The organism is Pseudomonas sp. MS15a(2019) (genome assembly GCF_013277805.1).
Taxonomy (GTDB): domain Bacteria; phylum Pseudomonadota; class Gammaproteobacteria; order Pseudomonadales; family Pseudomonadaceae; genus Chryseomonas; species Chryseomonas benzopyrenica.
Map to the genome: position 1 here is coordinate 196474 of NZ_VBTN01000002.1, position 20866 is coordinate 217339.

Below are 20866 nucleotides of genomic sequence, written 5' to 3' on the forward strand. Positions count from 1 at the left end.
CGAAATGATTTTCGATAGGGCAGAAAAGACAAAGGGCACGTCACTGCCTTGGCAATGACGTGCCCGATTGTCGACAGACCGGCGCCGGGGCGCAAGTCCGCCAGTCAGGCGACGGCGCGCTTATTCAGCGACGACGACGACCTTGACCGTAGCTTCGACGTCGGTGTGCAGGTGCACTTCGACGTCGTATTCGCCAACACTGCGCAGCGCGCCGTTGGGCAGGCGAACTTCGCTCTTGTCCAGCTCGACGCCAGCGGCGCTGACGGCTTCGGCGATGTCGCGGGTGCCGATGGAACCGAACAGCTTGCCTTCGTCGCCGGAGTTGGCGGCGATGGTTACGGTCAGTTCAGCCAGCTTGGCGGCACGGGCATCAGCCTCGGCCTTCTTCTCGGCAGCCTGCTTCTCGAGCTCGGCACGACGAGCTTCGAAAGCCTCGACGTTGGCAGCGGTGGCTGCGGTGGCCTTGCCCTGCGGCAGCAGGAAGTTACGGGCGTAACCGCCCTTGACGTTCACTTTGTCGCCCAGGTTGCCCAGGTTGGCGATCTTTTCCAGCAGGATGACATCCATTGAGTCTTTCCTCTTAACTTTTAACCTTCACCGTCCGCGGGCCCCTGCGGCTCTTGCGCGGACCGCCCACGGAAATCGAACACGCTATCGATCACAGCCAGAATCACCAACAACGGATAGATCAGCTGCCCAAACAGCAGCAGCGTCACGTACAGCCCCACCAGCCAGAATCCTGCCAGGCGCTTGGCCGCCACCAGCCCGTGTAGCAGGGCGATGCCGGCAAAGGCCAGCGGCACGCTGCACAGCGGGGTCAGCAGGCCAAGCCCACTGCCCAGGTTCGGCGCCAGCACCAGCAGGGCCAGGAGGCCGAGCGCGATGGCTGGACGCAGACGCAGGGCGCGAAATTCGCGACCGAACCCCTGGGGGTTGTACAGCGCAGCCTGCCAGTAGCGCCCGAGCATCAGGCACAGCAGGCAGGTGATCTGGAAGAACGCCGCCATCAGGCCGGTCAGCACGGGCAGCAGCAACTGCTGCAACTGCGCCTGCTTTTCCGGCGGCAACTGCGCCGCGCTCGGGCCCAACACCTGGGGCAACAACCGACGGATTTCCTCCGCCAGCTGCGCGATGCCCTCGGCATAGACCTGACCCAGCACCAGGGCGAAGACCAACCCCAGCGGGACACTGGCCAACAGCACCCATGTCCAGGATCGGCTCTGGCGCAGTAGTGCCGCCAGCAGCGTCGAACCCAGCATCACCAGCACGATGCTGGCATCTCCCAGATACAGCCAGAACAGCGCCGGCAGCAGGGCCCAGACCAGCACCCCGGCCGCCGCGGCGGGTCCCCGGCGCAACAGCACCAGGCTGCCACCGGCAGCGGTCATCCAGTACAGCAGCGGCACGACTGCACCCAGTACCACCACGAGAGTGGCTTGGGTGCGGCCGCGCATGATGAACTCAGCCAGAGGCCGCATGCCGTGTTTATCCGTTATCCGTGATCAGGCGTCGATCAACGACCGTGGCTGTCGGTGTAGGGCAGCAGGGCCAGGTAACGGGCACGCTTGATGGCGGTGCCCAGCTGACGCTGGTACTTGGCCTTGGTGCCAGTGATACGGCTCGGGACGATCTTGCCGGTTTCGGAGACGTAGGCCTTCAGGGTGTTGAGATCCTTGTAGTCGATCTCTTTCACGCCTTCGGCGGTGAAACGGCAGAACTTACGACGACGGAAGAAACGTGCCATGACAATGATTCCTCGCTAGATCCAGATTACTCGGCGCTGTCGGCGTCGTCGGAGTTGCCTTCGGCGGACTCGGACTCGGACTCGGCAGGACGCTCGCGACGCTCGCGACGCTCGTTGCGGTTTTCTTCGGCCTTGAGCATCTCGGATTGACCGGTGACGGCCTCGTCACGGCGCAGGATCATGTTGCGGATCACGGCGTCGTTGTAGCGGAAGTTGTCTTCCAGCTCGGCCAGGGCCTTGGCGCTGCACTCGATGTTCATGAGTACATAGTGAGCCTTGTGAACGTTGTCGATGGCATAAGCCAGCTGACGACGGCCCCAGTCTTCCAGGCGATGGACTTTGCCACCGTCTTCTTCGATAGCCTTGGTGTAGCGCTCGACCATGCCGCCCACCTGTTCGCTCTGGTCCGGATGAACCAGGAACACGACTTCGTAATGACGCATTTAATGCTCCTTACGGGTTGCAGCCTGCCGCGGAAACGCGGTCAGACAAGGAGTGAATAGTTCGGATGACTTGCCCAGCGGAATGCGGACGCACTCCGGGCAAGGGGCAACATTCTAGAGAAGGGCGCCGAGGGGCGCAACCGCAGGCATGACCGGCGCGACCGCCGGGCAGCCACAGGCACTTAGCGTTGCACGTCGGCCAGGGCTTGGCGGATCTTGTTCAGGTCATAGGGCTTGATCAGCACCCCGACCCGCGCCTCCATGCCGGGCTCGCGCTCGAAGGCATAACCCGAGGCGACGACGATGCGCAGCGTCGGATCCATCGCCAGGGCACGCCGGGTCAACTCGATCCCGGACATGCCGCCCAGCCCGATATCGGTGAACAGCACATCGTGCTCGCGTTGCGGCAGCAACTCGAGGGCAGCCTCCGCCGAGGCGACGGCCGTGACCTGATGGTCCAGCTCCTCGATGACTTCGGTGGTCAGCATGCGCAGCGTGGCATCGTCTTCGACGAGCAGCACTCGCAAGCCTACCGGCTCTTGGATCTCCTGACTCACGCGGGCATCCTCTTGTTGACAGGTCTCGCCCCGGGCTTTCCCAGAGCGAGGCCGGTATTTTGCGCACTGCAGCGCGATTCGTATAGTGCGATACGCGCCAGGTCGGTACCCAGACGTTTCCTGGGGCAGTCTATCTGGACGCAGAGGCGCGTCTTTGACGCACGGCCTCGAACAGGCAGACGCCAGTCGCTACCGAGACATTGAGACTGCTGACGCTGCCGGCCATGGGCAGGCGGGCCAGATGATCGCAATGCTCGCGGGTCAGCCGGCGCATGCCCTTGCCCTCGGCGCCCATGACCATCACGGTCGGGCCGCTCATGTCGACGTCATAGATCTCCTGGGTCGCCTCACCGGCGGTACCGACGATCCACAGCCCGCGCTTCTGCAGCTTTTCCAGGGTCCGCGCCAGGTTGGTGACGGCCACCAGCGGCAGCACCTCGGCGGCGCCGCAGGCCACCTTGCGCACCACCGCGGTCAGGGTGGCCGACTTGTCCTTGGGCACGATTACCGCCAGGGCCCCGGCGGCATCGGCGCTACGCAGGCAGGCGCCGAGGTTGTGCGGATCGGTGACACCATCGAGCACCAGCAGCAGCGGCGGACCTTCGGCCCGATCGAGCAACTCCTCGAGCATGGCCTCGCCCCAGACCTGGCTCGGACTGACCTGGGCCACCACGCCCTGGTGGACGCCCTCGGCCAGTTCGTCGAGCAGTGCCCGCGGCTTGGTTTCCACCGCCAGGCGTTGACCAGCGGCCAGCTCCAGCAGGGCCTCGACCCGCGGCTCACGCCGTCCTTCGGCGATCCAGAGCTGCTTCACCCGCCGCGGATGGAAGCGCAACAGCGCTTCCACGGCGTGGATACCGTAGACGGTTTCCAACTGGCTCATGCGTCATCCTTGGGGCGCGACTGACCCTTGCGATGGGGCTTCTTCGCCTTGGCCTTGGTCTTGGTCTTGGTCTTGGTCTTGGCTGCAGCCTTGGCCTTGGCCTGGTCTTCGGTCTTGGGCTTGCCTGCCGATTTCTTCTTGGCACCTGCAGCCTTGGCCTTCTTGACCCTGGCATCCACCGCCGCGGCACCTTCGGCAGCCGCCCCCTTACCCTGACGGGCTGGCGCGGTCCGCGTCTTGGCCGTGTCGCTGGCCTTGCCCTTGTCGGTATTACCCTTGGCTTTGCCATTGGCCTTGCCTACGGTTTTGGGCTTGCCGCCCTCGACCTTGGCTTCGGCCAGCAGGGCCTGCTTTACCGCGCGACTACGTCTGACGTCGGTATTACCGAGCAACTGATCGTCCTGCCTGGACGATTTCGACGGAGTCGCCTCAACCGAAGCTGGCATAGGCGTACTGGCGTTCTGCTGTTGCGCCGAGGAGGTCGCGCGCCGACGCTCGCTCCGCGAGCGACGCGGCTCAGACTCCGGTTCTGGCGAAACGCTCGCAGGCGCTGCCTCGACCGTTGCGGCAACACCCTGCTCCTGCGTCGGCGCATCACGACGACGACCATTACGCGAACGGCGGGGCTCACGCTCCGGCTCCGGCGAGACGGCCTCAGTGGCGGTCTCGGCCTCCGGAAGAGCGCTTGGTTCCTGTACTGGCGCCGGCGTACCGCGACGACGACCGTTACGCGAGCGACGGGGCTCACGCTCTGGCTCCGGCGAAGCGGTCTCAGTCGCGGTCTCGGCGACCGGAAGAGCGCTTGGTTCCTGCGCTGGCGCTGGCGCACCACGGCGACGGTTGCCACGCTTCTGACGCGGCTCGCGCTCTTCCCGCACACGCGGCGCCCCGGCGCTGGCCGGCAGCACGAAGTCGATCTTGCGCTCGTCCAGGTCGACCCGGGCCACCACCACCTCGAGGGGATCGCCCAGTCGATAGCTGCGACCGCTGCGCTCGCCGGAGAGGCGATGATGAACGCTGTCGAAGTGATAGTAGTCGTCCGGCAGCGCGGTGACGTGCACCAGGCCCTCGACGAAGACTTCGGACAACTCGACGAACAGGCCGAAACCGGTCACCGCGGTGATGACGCCGGCATAGGTCTCGCCGACGCGATCCTTCATGAACTCGCACTTGAGCCAGTTGGACACATCCCGCGTGGCTTCGTCGGCGCGGCGCTCGGTCATGGAGCACTGCTCGCCGAGCTGATCCAGGCGCAGTTCGTCATAGGGATAGATGCGCGCCTTGGCCATACTCGTGGCGCCTGCGCGCTTGACGTGCTTGGTCTCCAGCTTGGAGCGGATGACGCTGCGGATCGCCCGATGCACCAGCAGATCCGGATAACGGCGGATCGGCGAGGTGAAGTGGGTATAGGCCTCGTAGTTGAGACCGAAGTGACCGTTGTTGTCCGGACTGTAGACCGCCTGGCTCAGGGACCTGAGCATCACCGTCTGGATCAGCCGGAAATCCGGTCGCTCACGGATCTGCTGCAGCAGCGCCTGGTAGTCCGAGGGCACCGGATTGGCCTTGCCCTTGGTCAGCGACAGCCCCATCTCGCCGAGGAACTGACGCAGATTGGTCTGCTTTTCCAGGGGTGGAGCGTCGTGCACCCGGTAGAGCGCCGGCACCTTGTGCTTTTCGAGGAATTTGGCAGTGGCCACGTTGGCGCACAGCATGCATTCCTCGATCAGCTTGTGGGCATCGTTGCGCTGGGTCGGGCGGATCTCGGAGATCTTGCGATCGGCGCCAAAGACGATGCGCGTGTCCTGAGTCTCGAAATCGATGGCGCCGCGAACGTGACGGGCGGCCAGCAGTACCTTGTACAGGCTGTAGAGCTGCTCCAGGTGCGGCACCACCTCGCCGAGCTGCTTGCGCAACTGCTTGCCTTCAGCCGACTTGGGCTGCTCCAGCACCGTGGAGACCTTGTTGTAGGTCAGGCGCGCATGGGAGTGGATGACCGCTTCGTAGAACTGGTAGCCGGTCATGCGCCCGGAGCCGGCGATGGTCATCTCGCAGACCATGGCCAGGCGATCCACCTGGGGATTGAGCGAGCAGAGGCCGTTGGAGAGGGCCTCGGGCAGCATGGGGATCACGCGCTCGGGGAAATACACCGAGTTGCCGCGCTTTTCCGCTTCGGCATCCAGTGCCGAACCCACCTTGACGTAGTGGGAGACGTCGGCGATGGCGACATACAGCCGCCAGCCACCGGACTTCTTGGCTTCGGCATAGACGGCATCGTCGAAGTCACGGGCGTCTTCGCCATCGATGGTCACGAAGGGCAGCTGACGCAGGTCGATGCGCTTCTGCTTGTCCTTTTCCTCCACCTCGGGCTTGAGCTTGGCGGCTTCCTTCTCGACGGCCTTGGGCCATTCGTTGGGGATGTCGTAGCTGCGCAGGGCAACCTCGATCTCCATGCCCGGCGCCATGTAGTCGCCGAGAATCTCGACCACTTCGCCCTGGGCCTGACGGAAAGTGGTGGGCCATTCGTCGATGCGCACCTGCACGAACTGGCCGTGGGCGGCGCCGCCGTGCTTGCCCTCGGGCACCAGCACCTGCTGGCCGATCTTGGGATTGTCCGGCACCACATAGGCCAGACCGCTCTCCTGGAAGAAGCGCCCGACCAGGGATTCGTGTGCCCGGGTGACCACCTCGACCAGGCCGCCTTCGCGACGACCGCGCCGATCATGGCCGGCGACCCGCGCCAGGGCGATGTCGCCGTCGAACACCAGGCGCATCTGCGCCGGGCTGAGGAAGAGATCGTCGCTGCCGTCGTCGGGGATCAGGAAGCCGAAGCCATCGCGATGACCGGCGATGCGACCGCGCACCAGATCCAGCTTGTCGATAGGGGCATAGGCGCCGCGGCGGGTATAGATCACCTGGCCGTCGCGCTCCATGGCGCGCATGCGCCGCCGCAGGGCTTCAAGTTGGTCTTCGGTGACCAGGCCAAATTCCTCGGCCAGCTGGGGCCGTGTGGCCGGAGCGCCGCGATCGGCGAGATGAGCCAGAATGAGTTCGCGACTCGGAATGGGGTTATCGTACTTTTCCGCTTCCCGGGCGGCCTCGGGATCGAGGGATTGCCAATCGGCCATCAGTCTGGGGTTACCTTCTAAGTCTGGGTTCGGTAGGAACTGCCATAAAGCCTATTGAAACGTGAAAACCGCGCAATAGTTAGCCTGGCATGCTCAATAAAAATATTTTTCACAGCAGGGGTTTACAAGCAAACGCCCCCTGAGTAAAGTGCCGCCCCACGACGCCGTGAGCAATCGCGACGCCGGAGATGAGCAATCATCGCCTTGAGTGCCCAGGTGGCGGAATTGGTAGACGCACTAGGTTCAGGTCCTAGCGGTGGCAACACCGTGGAAGTTCGAGTCTTCTCCTGGGCACCACTCATTATAGTCGATCGATTTGCAGATCGGTCGACGAAAAGCCGGCGCTAGCCGGTTTTTTAATCCTGAAATCCGCAAGGATGACGGGAAGCGATCAGAAGTCGCACTGCAGGCCCAGGTGGCGGAATTGGTAGACGCACTAGGTTCAGGTCCTAGCGGTGGCAACACCGTGGAAGTTCGAGTCTTCTCCTGGGCACCAATACCAAGCGGACGATCCCTGATCGGACGCAACGGAAAAACCGGCTTCGGCCGGTTTTTTCTTGCCCGCGAAAAGATGCGACCCCCTCCCCTACCCCTTGAACCGCCCCAGACTGCTGCGTAACTGGGCAATCCGCTCCGCTAGCCCTGGGCCTCCTGGAGGGCCACGAAGAGCCCCTGAATCGCCCTGGACGCGACACCGGCCAGCGGCGCGGCCAGGCTCTGCCCTGCCAGCTTCGTCGAGACCATCATCCACATCGCCTCCAGCCCGTCGCAAGGACAGGTCTGGCGTTCGGACTTTCCCGACCGACGCTCGGCCACACTTCCTTGCAATCTCTCACGGCATCAGAGATTAGCCACAGCGCCAGAACTACCCGGATGACGACCACGGGCAGCAGACGGATGGATACCGGCAGCGGCAGGCGACTGCGCAGCAGCGACAGGAGAAACGACCAGGGGTATTCAGTGGCGAAGGCTATCGGCAACTCATGACGAGCGGACCACAGCGGTAGAAGGTCATAGCGATAAGCTGGCCATTTCGGAACAGCGACCGCCCCTGAGCACCCAAGTGCCTCTCCTCAACCCCTGGAAAGCGAAAAGCCCCGCGGGGCGGGGCTTTTCCGGCTGCATCCTTTTAGCGCATCAGGCGAAAGGATGACGCAGCACGATGGTTTCCTTGCGATCCGGACCGGTCGAGACGATGTCGATCGGCGCCTCGACCAGCTCGGCGATGCGGCGGATGTAGGCCTGGGCATTGGCCGGCAGTGCCTCGAGGCTCTGGGCGCCCACGGTGGATTCGCTCCAGCCCGGCATGTCTTCGTAGACCGGCTGCAGACCGTTGTAGCTGTCGGCGTCGGTGGGCGCCTCGGTCAGCAGGTTGCCGGCAGCGTCCTTGTAGCCGGTGCAGATACGCACGGTTTCCAGGCCATCGAGCACGTCCAGCTTGGTCAGGCACAGGCCGGAAATGCTGTTGATCTCGATGGAGCGACGCAGGATGACGGCGTCGAACCAGCCACAACGGCGCGGACGACCGGTGACGGAACCGAATTCATGCCCCTGCTTGGCCAGGTAGGCACCGGTCTCGTCGAACAGTTCGGTCGGGAAGGGACCGGAGCCGACGCGGGTGGTGTAGGCCTTGGTGATGCCGAGAATGTAGTCCAGGTACAGCGGGCCCACGCCGGAACCGGTCGCCACGCCACCGGCGGTGGTGTTGGAACTGGTGACGAAAGGATAGGTGCCGTGGTCGATGTCCAGCAGGGTGCCCTGGGCGCCTTCGAACATCAGGTTCTCACCGGCCTTGCGCAGCTCGTGCAGACGGCTGACGACGTCCATGACCAGCGGCTGCATGACCTTGGCGTGCTCCATCGCCTCGTCGTAGGTCTTCTGGAAATCCACCGGCGGCTCGTTGAAGTAGTTCTGCAGGACGAAGTTGTGGTAGTCCAGCACTTCCTTGAGCTTGATGGCGAAACGCTCCGGGTGGAACAGGTCGCCGACGCGCAGACCGCGACGGGCGATCTTGTCTTCGTAGGCCGGGCCGATGCCGCGCCCGGTGGTGCCGATCTTGGCTTCGCCGCGGGCCTTCTCGCGAGCCTGATCCAGGGCCACGTGATAGGGCAGGATCAGCGAGCAGGCCGAGCTGATGCGCAGACGCTCGCGCACCGGTACGCCACGGGCTTCCAGCTCACCGACTTCCTTGAACAGGGCTTCCGGCGAGAGCACCACGCCATTGCCGATCAGGCACTGGGTGTCGGCGCGCAGGATGCCCGAGGGAATCAGCCGCAGGATGGTCTTCTGGCCATCGATGACCAGTGTGTGGCCGGCGTTGTGACCGCCCTGATAACGCACCACGGCAGCGGCCTGGTCGGTCAGCAGGTCCACGATCTTGCCCTTGCCCTCATCACCCCACTGGGTGCCCAGGACGACGACGTTCTTACCCATAACCTTATCCCCTGTCAGGAAGATTTCTGTCGGCCAGGCCGACGATGCTCACGTTCACCCGGATGCCAGATCCGGTGTTTAGGAATTCAAGGGCACCACAACCCAGGCGCCCTGCCGCTCGATCAGCCGGCGATCGCAACCCGAGCTGTGCAACTGGTCCGCATCGTCATGACCGGTGGCCTGGACCACCCGTTCGCCTGCGGCACGCAATTCGCGCACGGCTTGCCAGAGCACCGGGGCATGGCCAGCCGGCGCCCAGATGCCGCGGCGCGGCTCGTCGAGCACGGCGGTGCCCAGCTCGACGAGGGTCTTCAGATCGGTGGAAAAACCAGTGGCAGGACGCGAACGCCCGAAGTCGGCGCCGATGTTGTCATAGCGACCGCCCTGGGCGATGGACTGCCCATTGCCCGGCACAAAGGCGGCGAAGACCACCCCGGTGTGGTAGTGGTAACCCCGCAACTCGCCCAGATCGAAATACAGCGGCACGCCCGGGAAACGCCCCTTGAGCGACTCGGCCAGGGCGATCAGCTCGTCCAGCGCCTGCAGGACGCCCGCGGGCGCACCCGCCAGGCGCTGCCGGGCCTGGTCGAGCACCGCGGCATCGCCGCTGAGCTCGACCAGTGCCTGCAGCCAGCCACACTCGGCGACCGGCAGGTCGGCGGTCAGCTCGGCGATCTCGTCGACCGCCTTGCGCTGCAGGGCATCGAACAGCTGCTGCTCGCTGGCGCCGGAGACACCGGCTGCCTGGCACAGGCCGCGATAGATGCCCACGTGTCCCAGATCCATGTGGACGTCGGGCACTTGGGCCTGCTCGAGCACATCGAGCATCAGGCTGATGACTTCCAGATCCCCTTCGCTGCCGGGCACGCCATAGAGCTCGGCGCCGACCTGGATCGGGCTGCGCGAGGTGGACAGGGCACGGGGACGGGTATGCAGCACGCTGCCGGCATAGCACAGCCGGCTCGGACCGCGCTGCTTGAGGCTATGGGCCTCCATGCGCGCCACCTGGGGCGTGATATCGGAGCGGAAGCCCATTAGGCGACCGGAATTGGGATCGGTCACCTTGAAGGTGCGCAGCTCCAGCTCCTTGGCTGCGCCGGTGAGCAGCGATTCCAGGAATTCCAGGTGCGGGGTGATAACGAACTCGTAGCCCCAGCAATGGAACAGTTCCAGCACCCGACGCCGAGCGCCTTCGATGCGCGCCGCGTCGGGCGGCAGGATTTCCTCGATACCGTCAGGCAGCAGCCAGCGGTCTACCGTAGCCATTAGGCCTCTTCTCCATGTCATGGATCGGCACGCGGCTGCCGAGGTCGGCGCAGTGGACTCCTGGAGAATCCTGCCGCCGGATCAAGCCGCTCTGCCGTGGATTGCTACCCGGATCAGCCAGGGCGTCGCCCTTCCACGGGTTTCGTACGGACGCAAAAAAGCCGGGGATGGCCCCGGCTGATTCATGATAACACGAAAAAATCGGCGATCGGGGATGAACGACGAGCGAAGCCTAGGCGCCGTTCATCCCTGAACTCACTGCCCGGGGCTCTGGAAATACTTGAAGAAATCGCTCTTCGGATCCAGCACCAGGACATCGCTCTTGCTGGAGAAGCTGGAGCGATAGGCCTGCAGGCTGCGATAGAAGGAGAAGAACGACGGATTCTTCGAGTAGGCCTGGGAATACACCTGGGCCGCCTGGGCATCACCTTCACCGCGGGCCTGTTCGGCCTGGCGATAGGCTTCGGCCAGCAGCACGCGGCGCTGACGATCAGCGTCGGCACGGATGCCTTCGGCCAGTTCGCGACCCTTGGCACGATGCTCGCGGGCTTCCCGCTCGCGCTCGGTGCTCATCCGCTCATAGACGCTGCGGCTGACTTCCTTGGGCAGGTCGATGGCCTTGACGCGCACGTCCAGCACCTCGATGCCCAGCTCCTGGTTGGCCATCTTGTTCAGGGCCGCGGTCAGCGAACCGACCATGGCATCCCGCTCACCGGAGACCACCTCATGCAGGGTGCGACGACCGAACTGGTCACGCAGTCCTGCTTCCAGGCGACGCAGCAGGCGCTCGTCGGCGATCTGCTTGAGGCCCGAAGTCGCGGTGTAGTAGCGATCGGCATTGAAGATGCGCCACTTGGCGTAGGCATCCACCATCACCGCCTTCTTTTCCAGGGTCAGGAAGCGCTGCGTCGGGGTATCCAGCGTCTGCAGGCGGGCATCGAATTTGCGCACCCGGTTGACGTAGGGAATCTTGAAGTGCAGGCCGGGCTCCAGATTGGGCTCGACCACACGACCGAAGCGCAGCATCACCGCCCGCTCGGTCTCCTTCACCACGAACAGACTGCTCCAGGCGGCGAGGCCCAGAACGACCACGACGATCAGCGCGGCCAGCGATTTATTGCTCATCAGCGGCTCTCCCTGGTACGCGGCTCGGTGGACTGCGGCAGATTGCGAATGACCGAAGCGGCCGTGTCGCTCGACGCCGCCGGGGCAGCACCGCTGCTAATGGCCGAGGTCGGTGCCGGGGCACGGTTCTGCATCAGCTTGTCGAGCGGCAGATAAAGCAGATTCTGGCCGGCCTGACCGGTGACCATGATCTTGCTCGACTGACCAAGCACTTCCTGCATCGTCTCGATATACAGACGCTCACGGGTCAGCTGCGGATTGGCCGCGTACTGCACCGCCAGCTGGCTGAAGCGCGAGGCATCACCCTGGGCACGGGCGACGACTTCGTCGCGATAGCCGTTGGCTTCCTCGATGATGCGCTGGGCAGCACCGCGGGCCTCGGGGATCACGCCGTTGGCATAGGCTTCGGCCTGGTTCTTCTCGCGCTGCTCGTCTTCACGAGCCCGGATCACGTCGTCGAAGGCTTCCTGAACCTCACGCGGCGCCGAGGCGCTCTGGATGTTCACCTGGGTCACGGTGATACCGGTCGCATAGGTGTCGAGGAAGCGCTGCAGCCGCTCGCGGACGCTGGTGGCGACCTGCTCACGGCCGTCGGTCAGCAACTGGTCCATGGTCGAAGAGCCGGCCACGTGGCGCACGGCGCTGTCGGTCGCCTGCTGCAGGCTGACCTCGGGCTGGTCGACGTTGAGGACGAAGTCCTTGAGGTTGGTGATGCGGTACTGGACGGTCAGCGGCACCTCGACGATGTTCTCGTCCTGGGTCAGCATGGCGCCCTGTTTGCTGTAGGCCCGCTCACGGGTCACGTTTTCCTGATACTTGGTCTCGAAGGGCGGGAAGTAGATGTTCAGGCCGGGCCCTACCGTCTCATGGTATTTGCCCAGGCGCAGCACCACCGCCTGCTCCTGCTCGTCCACGACGTAGACGGCGTTGTACAGCCAGAGAGCGCCGACCAGCAATACGCCCAGCAGCAGCAGACCTTTGCCACCACCCGAGCCAAAGCTGTCGCCGCCACTGCCGCCGGACCGCTTCTTGCCGCCGACCAGGCGGTTGATGCGGTCCTGAAACTTACGCAAGGCTTCGTCGAGATCCGGCGGCCCCTTGCGTCCACCATTGCCGCCACCGTTGTTGTTGCGGCCGCCCCAGGGGTCTTGATTGTTCGAGTTGCCACCGGGCTCGTTCCAAGCCATAGCGCTCTCCCTACTGATAACGCGAAAACGCGCCGAAATGGCGCGCCGACCAATGCTACCGGATGGTCCCTGCCCGAACAAAAGCGCCGAGCGGGGGTTTATTGCAAAACATGTTGCTGGATAAAGACTTCCGGTTCTTCACCGGCCCGGCTGAGCAGTCGATTGAGTTCGGCGCGGGGTACTCGTACAGACAACAGGATGTTGCCTTCGTCATCATGATCGTCCTGGCGAACCACGCCCAGCTCGAACAGCTGGGCCCGCAGCCGAGCGTGCCGCTGGGGCAGCCGCAACACCCCGACGAAAAGATCCTCGCCGAGCAATTCGGCCACGGCCTGACCGACCAGCTCCAGACCGCGCCCCTCGCGTGCCGACACCCAGACCCGAATCGGGCGCCCGGTCTCGTCGTCGCGCTGGATATGCGGCTCGACCCCGTCGAGCAGATCGAGCTTGTTGTAGATCTCCAGCATCGGCAACTCGTCGGCGCCGATTTCGTGCAGCACCGCCTCGACCTGCTCGATCTGCAGCTGGCGATCATCCTCGTGGGCATCGATCACGTGCAGCAGCAGATCGGAGTTGCTGGATTCCTCCAGGGTCGCGCGGAAGGCCTCCACCAGCTTGTGCGGCAGATGGCGGATGAAGCCCACGGTATCGGCCAGCACGATCGGCCCCAGATCCGGCAGCTCCAGACGGCGCAGGGTCGGATCGAGGGTAGCGAACAGCAGGTTGGCGGCGTAGACGCCGGATTCGGTGAGGCTGTTGAACAGGGTGGACTTGCCAGCGTTGGTGTAACCGACCAGGGACACCGAAGGAATCTCGGCTCGCCGGCGACCGCGCCGCGCCTGCTCGCGCTGGCTGCGTACCTTATCCAGGCGCTGGCGAATCTGGCGGATGCGGATCCGCAGGAGACGACGGTCAGTTTCCAGCTGGGTTTCACCCGGGCCGCGCAGACCGATACCGCCCTTCTGGCGTTCGAGGTGAGTCCAGCCGCGTACCAGCCGGGTGCTCATGTGCTCGAGCTGGGCGAGTTCCACCTGCAGCTTGCCCTCGTGGGTGCGAGCACGCTGGGCGAAGATGTCGAGAATGAGGCCCGTGCGATCCAGGACGCGGCACTCGAAGGCTTTTTCGAGGTTGCGTTCCTGACTGGGCGTGAGGTCATGGTTGAAGATGACCAGATCGGCGGCATGAGCATGCACCTGATCGTGCAATTCCTCGACCTTGCCGGTACCGATGAGATAACGCGCCGTCGGCTGGCTGCGGTTCACCGTGACGAACGCCACGGTCTCCGCACCCGCCGATCGCGCGAGTTCGAGAAACTCCTGAGGATCTTCGCGCGCCTCGGGATGCAGGCCTTCCAAATGGACCAGAATGGCCCGTTCACCACCTTCGTGACGCTCGAAGAACAACAGGGCGCTCCTCTTGTTATTTATTCGCTATCCGACTCGCTCGTCTCGGAGCTAGGCAGACGGACCGGGCGGCTGGGCACCACGGTGGAAATCGCATGCTTGTAGACCATCTGGCTGACGGTGTTCTTGAGCAGGATCACGAACTGGTCGAAGGACTCGATCTGACCCTGCAGCTTGATACCGTTGACGAGATAGATGGAAACCGGAACGCGCTCTTTACGCAGGGTGTTCAGGTAAGGGTCTTGTAGCGAATGCCCTTTTGACATCGTGTCGCTCTCCTAAAGAAATGAAAATACTGATCTGGCGACATGCCAGTTTCCGCTGCCCACCATGGACACGCGGACAAAAACGATTCAGCTGCGAGGCGATATGGAGTCGCCGGCCAGGCATTTCAAGATCCGTGGCAGATTGTCACAAGCCAGGCTGTCGAAGGTGTGCGCGGCGGGCCAGCCACGCAACCAGGTCAACTGCCGCTTCGCCAATTGCCGCGTCGCCGCAACGCCACGCGCCACCATCTCTTCCCGCGTGCAATCCCCTTCCAGGAACTCCCACACCTGACGATAGCCTACGGATCGCATGGACGGCAGACCAGGATGCAGATCGGGACGTTCCCGCAAGGCTGAAACTTCGTCGATGAAGCCCTGTTCCAGCATCAGACCGAAGCGCTCGGCGATACGCGCATGGAGCACCTCACGCCGACCAGGCGCCAGGATCAATTGGGCGACAGTATAGGGTAATTGCGTCTGGGGCGCGCCGTTCGAATCGGCATTGGCACTCATTTGCAACGCGCGATGCGCGGTCATCGACTGGCCGCTGACGCGATACACCTCGAGGGCGCGCAGAAGGCGCTGGGGGTCGTTGGGATGGATGCGCGCCGCCGACACTGGATCGACCTCGGCCAGTTGCCGATGGATCTCGCCCCAGCCCGCCGTGGCCGCCAGTGCCTCGATCTCGGCGCGCACCCCGGCATCGGCACCGGGCATGTCGGCCAGGCCTTCGAGCAGGGCCTTGAAATAGAGCATGGTGCCGCCCACCAGCAGCGGGATGCGCCCGGCGGCGGTGATTTCGGCCATGGCCGCCAAGGCATCGGTGCGAAATTCGGCGGCGGAATAGCTCTCGGCAGGGTCGCGGATGTCCACCAGCCGGTGCGGATGGGCAGCCAGCACCTCGGCGCTGGGCTTGGCGGTACCTATGTCCATACCCCGGTAGATGAGCGCCGAATCCACGCTGATCAGCTCGATGGGCAGCAACCGGGCCAGTTCGATGGCGAGGTCGGTCTTGCCGGAGGCGGTCGGCCCCATGAGAAAGATGGCGGGCGGCAGGGGGGCGGTCATTGAGGATTCTCGGAGGACGCCGCGCAGGACGCGGCGGGGCGGTCAGCGGCCGCGCAGGAAGAGTTTGTCCAGGTCATCCAGGCTGAGCTGGGCCCAGGTGGGACGACCGTGGTTGCACTGGCCGCTGCGCTCGGTGGTTTCCATGTCGCGCAGCAGGGCATTCATCTCCGGCAGGGTCAGCCGCCGGTTGGCGCGTACCGAGCCGTGGCAGGCCATGGTGCCGAGCAGTTCGTTGAGGTGCGCCTGGATGCGATCGCTGGTGCCATAGTCGAGCAGATCGGCGAGCACGTCCTGCACCAGCCGCGCGGCCTGGGCCTGCTTGAGCAGCGCGGGGATCTGGCGGATGGCCAGGGTCTCGGGGCCCAGGCGCTGCAGCTCGAAGCCGAGGCGCTCGAACCACTGGCCGTGCTCTTCGGCGCAATCGGCCTCGCGCTCGCTGACCGCCAGGGACTCCGGCACCAGCAGTGGCTGGCCGCGCAGGCCTTCGCTGGCCATGGCCACCTTGAGCCGCTCGTAGGTGATGCGCTCGTGGGCGGCGTGCATGTCCACCAGGATCAGGCCCTGGGCGTTCTCGGCCAGGATGTAGATACCCTTGAGCTGCGCCAGGGCATAGCCCAGCGGCGGTACGTCGCCCTGCTCCGCGGGCAGGGCCGCGGCCTCGGCACCCTCCGGCAGCGGCGCGAAGAAGGCCTTGTAGGCGCTCTGCACCTCGGCCACCAGCGCACCCGCATAGGGCTGCGGGGTCGGCGCGTAAGGCGCAGCACCCGATCCGCCACCACCGGCGAAGGGCTGGGCAGGCGGCGCAGGACTGTCGTGCAGAACGGCGGTGGCCAAGCGCATCTCGCCCTGGGGGCCGAATTCACCGGCGGCCGGACCGCTCAGGGGCGCCGGCGCCGTGGGTGCCACCACGGCGAGCTGGTCGTCCGGGCGGATGTCGCCGAGGGCGCGGTGCAGGGTGCCGTAGAGGAAGTCGTGCACCTGGCGGCTGTCGCGGAAACGCACCTCGTGCTTGGTGGGGTGGACATTGACGTCCACCGTCGCCGGATCTACTTCGAGGAAGAGCACGAAGGCCGGGTGACGGCCGTTGTAGAGCACGTCGCGATAGGCCTGGCGCACCGCGTGAGCGACCAGCTTGTCGCGCACCATGCGGCCATTGACATAGAAGTACTGCAGATCGGCCTGGCTGCGGGAGAAGGTCGGCAGGCCGACCCAGCCCCAGAGGCGCAGGCCGTTGCGCTCGTGCTCCAGCGGCAGGGCCTGTTCGAGAAAGCCGGGGCTGCAGACGGCGCCGACCCGCCGCCCCTGGCTCTGGGGATCGCCCGCCGGATGCAGGGCCAGCACGCTCTTGCCGTTGTGCCTCAGGTGAAAACCCACGTCGAAGCGCGCCAGCGCCAGACGCCGCACCACTTCCTGCAGGTGATCGAATTCGGTCTTTTCGGCACGCAGGAACTTGCGCCGCGCCGGCGTATTGAAGAAGAGATCGCGCACCTCCACCGAGGTGCCCTGGGGGTGGGCGGCGGGCTGTACCCGTGGCTGCATCTCGCGACCCTCGGTCTCCACCTGCCAGGCCTGGTCCTCGCCCCGGTAGCGCGAGGTCAGGGTGAGCCGGGACACCGAGCTGACCGAGGCCAGGGCTTCGCCGCGAAAGCCCAGGCTGGTGACGCTTTCCAGTTCGTCCAGGTGGTAGATCTTGCTGGTGGCATGGCGCGCCAGGGCCAGCGGCAGGTCGTCCGCCGGGATGCCATGGCCGTCGTCGCGGATGCGCAGCAGCTTGACCCCGCCCTGTTCCACCTCGATGTCGATGCGCCGGGCACCAGCGTCCAGGCTGTTCTCCAGCAGCTCCTTGGCCACCGAGGCGGGCCGTTCGACCACCTCGCCGGCGGCGATCTGGTTGGACAACCGCGGACTAAGCAGCTGGATACGCCGGGGTTCAGTCATTGCTGGCCGCCAGTTCGTGGGTGGGGATGGTCAGGACCTGACCGGAGCGGATGCGGTCGCCCTTGAGCCGATTGGCGGCGCGCAGGGTGGAGAGGTCGACATCATAGCGACGGGCGATGAGGCTCAGGCTTTCGCCCGGCTGCACCCGGTGCTGATCGATGCCGCGCACGCTGCCGACCTTGTCGCCCCGCTGCTCGCGCTGCCAGGCCAGGTAGGTGCCGGGCGGCGGGCGGTGCTGGAAGTACTGCACGATACCGGCCTGGATCTGCCGGGCGAGCAAGCCCTGGTGCGCTGGACTGGCCAGCTTGGCCGACTCGTTGGCATTGGTGATGAAGCCGGTCTCCACCAGGATCGAGGGAATGTCCGGCGATTTCAGCACCATGAAGCCGGCCTGCTCCACCCGCGAATGCAGGAGCTTGGTCGCCCGCCCGACCTGACCGAGGATGGTCTGGCCGACCTCCAGGCTGGAGGCCACGGTGGCGGTCATGGACAGGTCCATGAGCACCCCGGCGAGCATGGGATCCTTGTTGTCCAGGGCATCGGATACCCCACCGACCTGGTCGGAGCGGTTTTCCGCATCGGCCAGCCAGCGTGCGGCCTCGGAGGTGGCGCCGCGCTGGGACAGGGCGAAGACGGTAACGCCCTCGGCGCTGGCGCTGGGCGCGGAGTCGGCATGGATGGAGATGAACAGGTCGGCGCCCTTCTTGCGGGCGATGACCTGCCGCTGGCGCAGTGGGATGAAGTAATCGCTGGTGCGGGTCAGCTCGGCGCGAAAGCCCTTCTGCCGGTTGAGATTGGCCTGCAGCTGCTTGGCGATGGCCAGCACCACGTTCTTCTCGTACAACCGGCCGCGGCCGATGGCACCCGGGTCTTCACCGCCGTGGCCGGGATCGATCACCACCACCACGTCGCGCTTGCCGCTGGGGCTGGAGGGCAGACGGGTCGCCGGCTGGGCCGGGGTCACCGGGGTGGCCGGCAGATTGGGCGTGACGGTGGCGGGGATGTCGCTGGCGGCCGGATCGGTGCCCTGGTCGTAGAGATCGACCACCAGGCGATTGCCGTATTCCTTGTTGGGCGCCAGGGTGAAACTCTTGGGCGTCAGGGCACCCTTGGTGTCCAGCACCAGGCGCACCTCGCCGGGCGAGCGTTGGGCCGCCCGCAGGCCGGTGATGGGAGTATTGCGCAGCGGCTTTTCGTTCAACCCACCGTCGAGCTGCGCGCCGGACAGGTCGATGACGATGCGGTCCGGGGCACTGAGGGTGAACACGCTGGCCTTGACCGGGCCGGTCAGATCGAACACCAGACGGGTGTTGTCGGGCGCACGCCAGACGCGCATGCCCTTGATCTGGGTGGCGGCCAGCAACTGACTGCTGAGAATCAACAACAACAGGCCGAGTCCCGACCTGAAAAAACACTTGCGCATGCCTGCGACCGTATAGCTGGAGAACGAAGGATCGGCGCCTAGGGCGCGAGGGCGGCGCACCAGGCCTCGCCGTGAGCACCATGACTAGTCAGGCGCAGATCACGGCCGTCGGCGCGTGGCGTAATGGTAATGTCCAGGTCGGGCTTTGGCAAAAAGCCCTGACCGCGCTCGGGCCATTCCACCAGGCACAAGGCCTCGGCTGTGAAGTAGTCGCGAATCCCCATGAATTCCAGCTCTTCGGGATCGGCCAGGCGGTAGAGGTCGAAGTGGTAGACCGGCCCACTGGGCAACTCGTAGGGCTCGACCAGGGTGAAGGTGGGACTCTTCACCGCGCCTGCGTGGCCGAGACCGCGCAGGATGCCACGCGACAGGGTGGTCTTGCCGGCGCCCAGATCGCCGTGCAGATAGAGTACGCCACGACCGCCGCTGGCCTGGGCCAGGCGGGCACCCAGGGCATACATGGCGTCTTCGTCGGCGGCGTGCAGGGTCAGTTCAGGCATGGCTGGAGTTCCTCGAGCAACTGGCGGGCGACCGGGGGCAGATCGCTGGCGGCGAGACCGCGGCCCTGGCGACCCAGCTCGGCGCCGGCACGGCCATGCAGCCAGGCGCCCAGGCAGGCGGCCTCGAAGGGCGCCAGCCCCTGCCCCAGCAGGGCGGCGATGATACCGGTGAGGATGTCCCCCAGGCCACCGGTAGCCATCGCCGGATGCCCTTCGCCACACAGCGCCATGCGACCATCCGGGTGGGCGATCAGGGTGCCGAAACCCTTGAGCAGCGCTACGCCGCCGTAGCGCCGCGCCAGTTCGCGGGCGCTGCCGGGGCGATCGGCCTCGATGTCCTTGATCGAGACCTCCAGCAGCCGAGCCGCTTCGCCCGGATGGGGCGTCATCACCCAGGGCCCGCGCGGCGCCTCGACCACGCCGGCGGCCAACAGATTGAGGGCATCGGCGTCCCAGACCTGAACGACGTCCAGCGTCGCGGCGGCACTGGCCAGCGCCTTACCCCAGGCACCCTGGCCCAGGCCCGGCCCGACGGCGAGCACATCGGCCTTCTTGGCCAGTTCCAGTACGGCGAAACTGGAACGTACGCCGGCGACCATCACTTCCGGCCGCCGCGCCAGCACCGCGGTGACGTTGGACGGCCGGGTCGCCAGGCTGAGCATGCCGGCACCGCAGCGCAGCGCCGCCTCGCTGGTCATGATGGCCGCGCCGCCGGTGCCTTCGTCGCCGCCGATCACCAGCAGATGGCCGTATTGCCCCTTGTGCGCGTTGAGCGGGCGCGCCGCCAGGCGCGGCAGGTTGCCGGGCGCCAGACGCTGAGCGGTGGCATGGGCGGGATTCTGCGGTTCCTCCATCAGCGGCTCGAACACCAGACTGCCGACGTGATCCGGCCCCTTGCCGGTGAACAGCCCGAGCTTGAGACCGATGAAGGTGATGGTCAGATCGGCGCGCACCAGGGCGCCCGCCGCAGCGCCGGTATCGGCATCCAGCCCGGAGGGAATGTCGATGGCCACCACCGGCAATTCGCTGGCGTTGATCCGCTCGATGGCCGCGGCATAGGGCTCACGTGCGGCGCCCTTGAGCCCGGTGCCCAGCAAGGCATCTACCACCACGCCTTCCAGCGCGGCATCCGCGCGCCAAGGCTGGATGTCCACGCCGGCGGCCAGGGCCTCGGCATGGGCCAGGGCGGCATCGCCCTGGAGTCCGGCCGGATCGGCCAGGTGCAAGACCCGCGCCTGCCAGCCGGCCTTGCGCGCCAGACTGGCGACCAGGTAGCCATCACCGGCATTGTTGCCACCGCCCGCCAGTACGCAGAGGGCGCCGGCATGAGGCCAGCCATGGCGCAATGAGCGCCAAGCCGCCCCCGCCGCACGTCTCATCAACTCAAGACCGGGCAGACCGCCGGCGATCAGTTGGGCGTCGAGATCCCGCACCTGCTGGGCGCTGTAGAGCTGGAACGGCAGTTCGTCGTGCATGCTGGGAAAGCCTCCGGAGTCTGGCAAAAT

At 65.5% G+C, this 20866-nt stretch carries 18 protein-coding genes and 2 tRNA genes; 2 read left to right on the top strand and 18 right to left on the bottom strand.

The features are described 5' to 3' along the window. Nucleotides 1-120: 120 nt before the first annotated feature. From rplI to rnr, 7 genes are all read right to left on the bottom strand, one after another. Entirely contained in the window at nucleotides 121-567 is a 447-nt protein-coding gene (rplI, locus tag FEZ61_RS03130; RefSeq protein WP_017642918.1) for a 50S ribosomal protein L9, read from the bottom strand. 20 nt (nucleotides 568-587) lie between these two features. After that, nucleotides 588-1478, bottom strand: a complete 891-nt coding sequence (locus tag FEZ61_RS03135) for a hypothetical protein (protein ID WP_068383218.1) — start codon at nucleotides 1476-1478, stop codon at nucleotides 588-590. 35 nt (nucleotides 1479-1513) lie between these two features. Next, a complete protein-coding gene (gene rpsR, locus FEZ61_RS03140; RefSeq protein WP_007161145.1) occupies nucleotides 1514-1744 on the bottom strand; it encodes a 30S ribosomal protein S18 in 231 nt (76 codons plus the stop codon). A 26-nt stretch (nucleotides 1745-1770) separates the two neighbouring features. After that, nucleotides 1771-2187, bottom strand: coding sequence for a 30S ribosomal protein S6 (gene rpsF, locus FEZ61_RS03145; RefSeq protein ID WP_007161146.1), 417 nt, complete (start codon nucleotides 2185-2187; stop codon nucleotides 1771-1773). A gap of 182 nt (nucleotides 2188-2369) precedes the next feature. Further along, entirely contained in the window at nucleotides 2370-2744 is a 375-nt protein-coding gene (locus FEZ61_RS03150; protein ID WP_007161147.1) for a response regulator, read from the bottom strand. A gap of 130 nt (nucleotides 2745-2874) precedes the next feature. Then, nucleotides 2875-3627: a 23S rRNA (guanosine(2251)-2'-O)-methyltransferase RlmB gene (rlmB, locus tag FEZ61_RS03155; protein WP_017642915.1), complete on the bottom strand. Its 753-nt coding sequence runs from the start codon at nucleotides 3625-3627 to the stop codon at nucleotides 2875-2877. Further along, nucleotides 3624-6752 (bottom strand): ribonuclease R, encoded by a 3129-nt coding sequence (gene rnr, locus FEZ61_RS03160; RefSeq protein ID WP_173147209.1) that lies wholly within the window; start codon nucleotides 6750-6752, stop codon nucleotides 3624-3626. The genes rlmB and rnr overlap by 4 nt, the downstream gene beginning before the upstream one ends. Before the next feature lie 210 nt (nucleotides 6753-6962). Here rnr and FEZ61_RS03165 point away from each other — a divergent pair. Both FEZ61_RS03165 and FEZ61_RS03170 read left to right on the top strand, forming a co-directional pair. Next, nucleotides 6963-7049 (top strand) — tRNA-Leu (locus FEZ61_RS03165). A gap of 112 nt (nucleotides 7050-7161) precedes the next feature. Beyond that, nucleotides 7162-7248 (top strand) — tRNA-Leu (locus FEZ61_RS03170). A gap of 641 nt (nucleotides 7249-7889) precedes the next feature. On the opposite strand, the gene FEZ61_RS03175 is transcribed toward FEZ61_RS03170, so the two are convergent. The 11 genes from FEZ61_RS03175 to FEZ61_RS03225 form a co-directional block, all read right to left on the bottom strand. After that, nucleotides 7890-9185, bottom strand: a complete 1296-nt coding sequence (locus FEZ61_RS03175; protein WP_173147211.1) for an adenylosuccinate synthase — start codon at nucleotides 9183-9185, stop codon at nucleotides 7890-7892. Nucleotides 9186-9263: 78 nt separating this feature from the next. Beyond that, nucleotides 9264-10451, bottom strand: a complete 1188-nt coding sequence (locus tag FEZ61_RS03180) for an ATP phosphoribosyltransferase regulatory subunit (RefSeq protein ID WP_173147213.1) — start codon at nucleotides 10449-10451, stop codon at nucleotides 9264-9266. Between the two features lie 255 nt (nucleotides 10452-10706). Next, nucleotides 10707-11576, bottom strand: a complete 870-nt coding sequence (gene hflC, locus FEZ61_RS03185; RefSeq protein WP_017642910.1) for a protease modulator HflC — start codon at nucleotides 11574-11576, stop codon at nucleotides 10707-10709. Then, nucleotides 11576-12763 (bottom strand): FtsH protease activity modulator HflK, encoded by a 1188-nt coding sequence (gene hflK / locus FEZ61_RS03190; RefSeq protein ID WP_017642909.1) that lies wholly within the window; start codon nucleotides 12761-12763, stop codon nucleotides 11576-11578. Before hflK ends, hflC begins: the two co-directional genes overlap by 1 nt. A 98-nt stretch (nucleotides 12764-12861) precedes the next feature. Then, complete coding sequence (gene hflX / locus FEZ61_RS03195; protein ID WP_017642908.1) at nucleotides 12862-14166, bottom strand: ribosome rescue GTPase HflX; 1305 nt, start codon at nucleotides 14164-14166, stop codon at nucleotides 12862-12864. Between the two features lie 20 nt (nucleotides 14167-14186). Next, a complete protein-coding gene (hfq, locus tag FEZ61_RS03200; protein WP_007161156.1) occupies nucleotides 14187-14432 on the bottom strand; it encodes an RNA chaperone Hfq in 246 nt (81 codons plus the stop codon). Between the two features lie 87 nt (nucleotides 14433-14519). After that, on the bottom strand, nucleotides 14520-15500 hold the full coding sequence (gene miaA, locus FEZ61_RS03205) for a tRNA (adenosine(37)-N6)-dimethylallyltransferase MiaA (protein WP_064307630.1): 981 nt from the start codon (nucleotides 15498-15500) through the stop codon (nucleotides 14520-14522). A gap of 42 nt (nucleotides 15501-15542) precedes the next feature. Then, complete coding sequence (gene mutL, locus FEZ61_RS03210; RefSeq protein WP_068383209.1) at nucleotides 15543-17438, bottom strand: DNA mismatch repair endonuclease MutL; 1896 nt, start codon at nucleotides 17436-17438, stop codon at nucleotides 15543-15545. Next, nucleotides 17431-18861 carry an N-acetylmuramoyl-L-alanine amidase gene (locus FEZ61_RS03215; protein WP_026084069.1) on the bottom strand — a complete coding sequence of 477 codons (1431 nt, stop codon included), beginning with the start codon at nucleotides 18859-18861 and terminating at the stop codon, nucleotides 17431-17433. Before FEZ61_RS03215 ends, mutL begins: the two co-directional genes overlap by 8 nt. 38 nt (nucleotides 18862-18899) lie before the next feature. Continuing rightward, the gene (gene tsaE / locus FEZ61_RS03220) at nucleotides 18900-19361 is read right to left on the bottom strand and encodes a tRNA (adenosine(37)-N6)-threonylcarbamoyltransferase complex ATPase subunit type 1 TsaE (protein ID WP_173147221.1); all 462 of its coding nucleotides are present in this window, start codon (nucleotides 19359-19361) and stop codon (nucleotides 18900-18902) included. Then, nucleotides 19349-20836, bottom strand: coding sequence for an NAD(P)H-hydrate dehydratase (locus FEZ61_RS03225; protein WP_173147223.1), 1488 nt, complete (start codon nucleotides 20834-20836; stop codon nucleotides 19349-19351). Before FEZ61_RS03225 ends, tsaE begins: the two co-directional genes overlap by 13 nt. Nucleotides 20837-20866: the final 30 nt, after the last annotated feature.

Bases quoted from the DNA above. Each gene is read 5' to 3' on its own strand.
- rnr (WP_173147209.1), bottom strand. From the start codon at position 6,752: ATGGCCGATTGGCAATCCCTCGATCCCGAGGCCGCCCGGGAAGCGGAA.
- FEZ61_RS03180 (WP_173147213.1), bottom strand. From the start codon at position 10,451: ATGGCTACGGTAGACCGCTGGCTGCTGCCTGACGGTATCGAGGAAATC.
- rpsR (WP_007161145.1), bottom strand. From the start codon at position 1,744: ATGGCACGTTTCTTCCGTCGTCGTAAGTTCTGCCGTTTCACCGCCGAA.
- FEZ61_RS03175 (WP_173147211.1), bottom strand. From the start codon at position 9,185: ATGGGTAAGAACGTCGTCGTCCTGGGCACCCAGTGGGGTGATGAGGGC.
- rplI (WP_017642918.1), bottom strand. From the start codon at position 567: ATGGATGTCATCCTGCTGGAAAAGATCGCCAACCTGGGCAACCTGGGC.
- FEZ61_RS03215 (WP_026084069.1), bottom strand. From the start codon at position 18,861: ATGCGCAAGTGTTTTTTCAGGTCGGGACTCGGCCTGTTGTTGTTGATT.
- rlmB (WP_017642915.1), bottom strand. From the start codon at position 3,627: ATGAGCCAGTTGGAAACCGTCTACGGTATCCACGCCGTGGAAGCGCTG.
- tsaE (WP_173147221.1), bottom strand. From the start codon at position 19,361: ATGCCTGAACTGACCCTGCACGCCGCCGACGAAGACGCCATGTATGCC.
- mutL (WP_068383209.1), bottom strand. From the start codon at position 17,438: ATGACTGAACCCCGGCGTATCCAGCTGCTTAGTCCGCGGTTGTCCAAC.
- FEZ61_RS03225 (WP_173147223.1), bottom strand. From the start codon at position 20,836: ATGCACGACGAACTGCCGTTCCAGCTCTACAGCGCCCAGCAGGTGCGG.
- FEZ61_RS03135 (WP_068383218.1), bottom strand. From the start codon at position 1,478: ATGCGGCCTCTGGCTGAGTTCATCATGCGCGGCCGCACCCAAGCCACT.
- rpsF (WP_007161146.1), bottom strand. From the start codon at position 2,187: ATGCGTCATTACGAAGTCGTGTTCCTGGTTCATCCGGACCAGAGCGAA.
- hfq (WP_007161156.1), bottom strand. From the start codon at position 14,432: ATGTCAAAAGGGCATTCGCTACAAGACCCTTACCTGAACACCCTGCGT.
- miaA (WP_064307630.1), bottom strand. From the start codon at position 15,500: ATGACCGCCCCCCTGCCGCCCGCCATCTTTCTCATGGGGCCGACCGCC.
- hflK (WP_017642909.1), bottom strand. From the start codon at position 12,763: ATGGCTTGGAACGAGCCCGGTGGCAACTCGAACAATCAAGACCCCTGG.
- hflC (WP_017642910.1), bottom strand. From the start codon at position 11,576: ATGAGCAATAAATCGCTGGCCGCGCTGATCGTCGTGGTCGTTCTGGGC.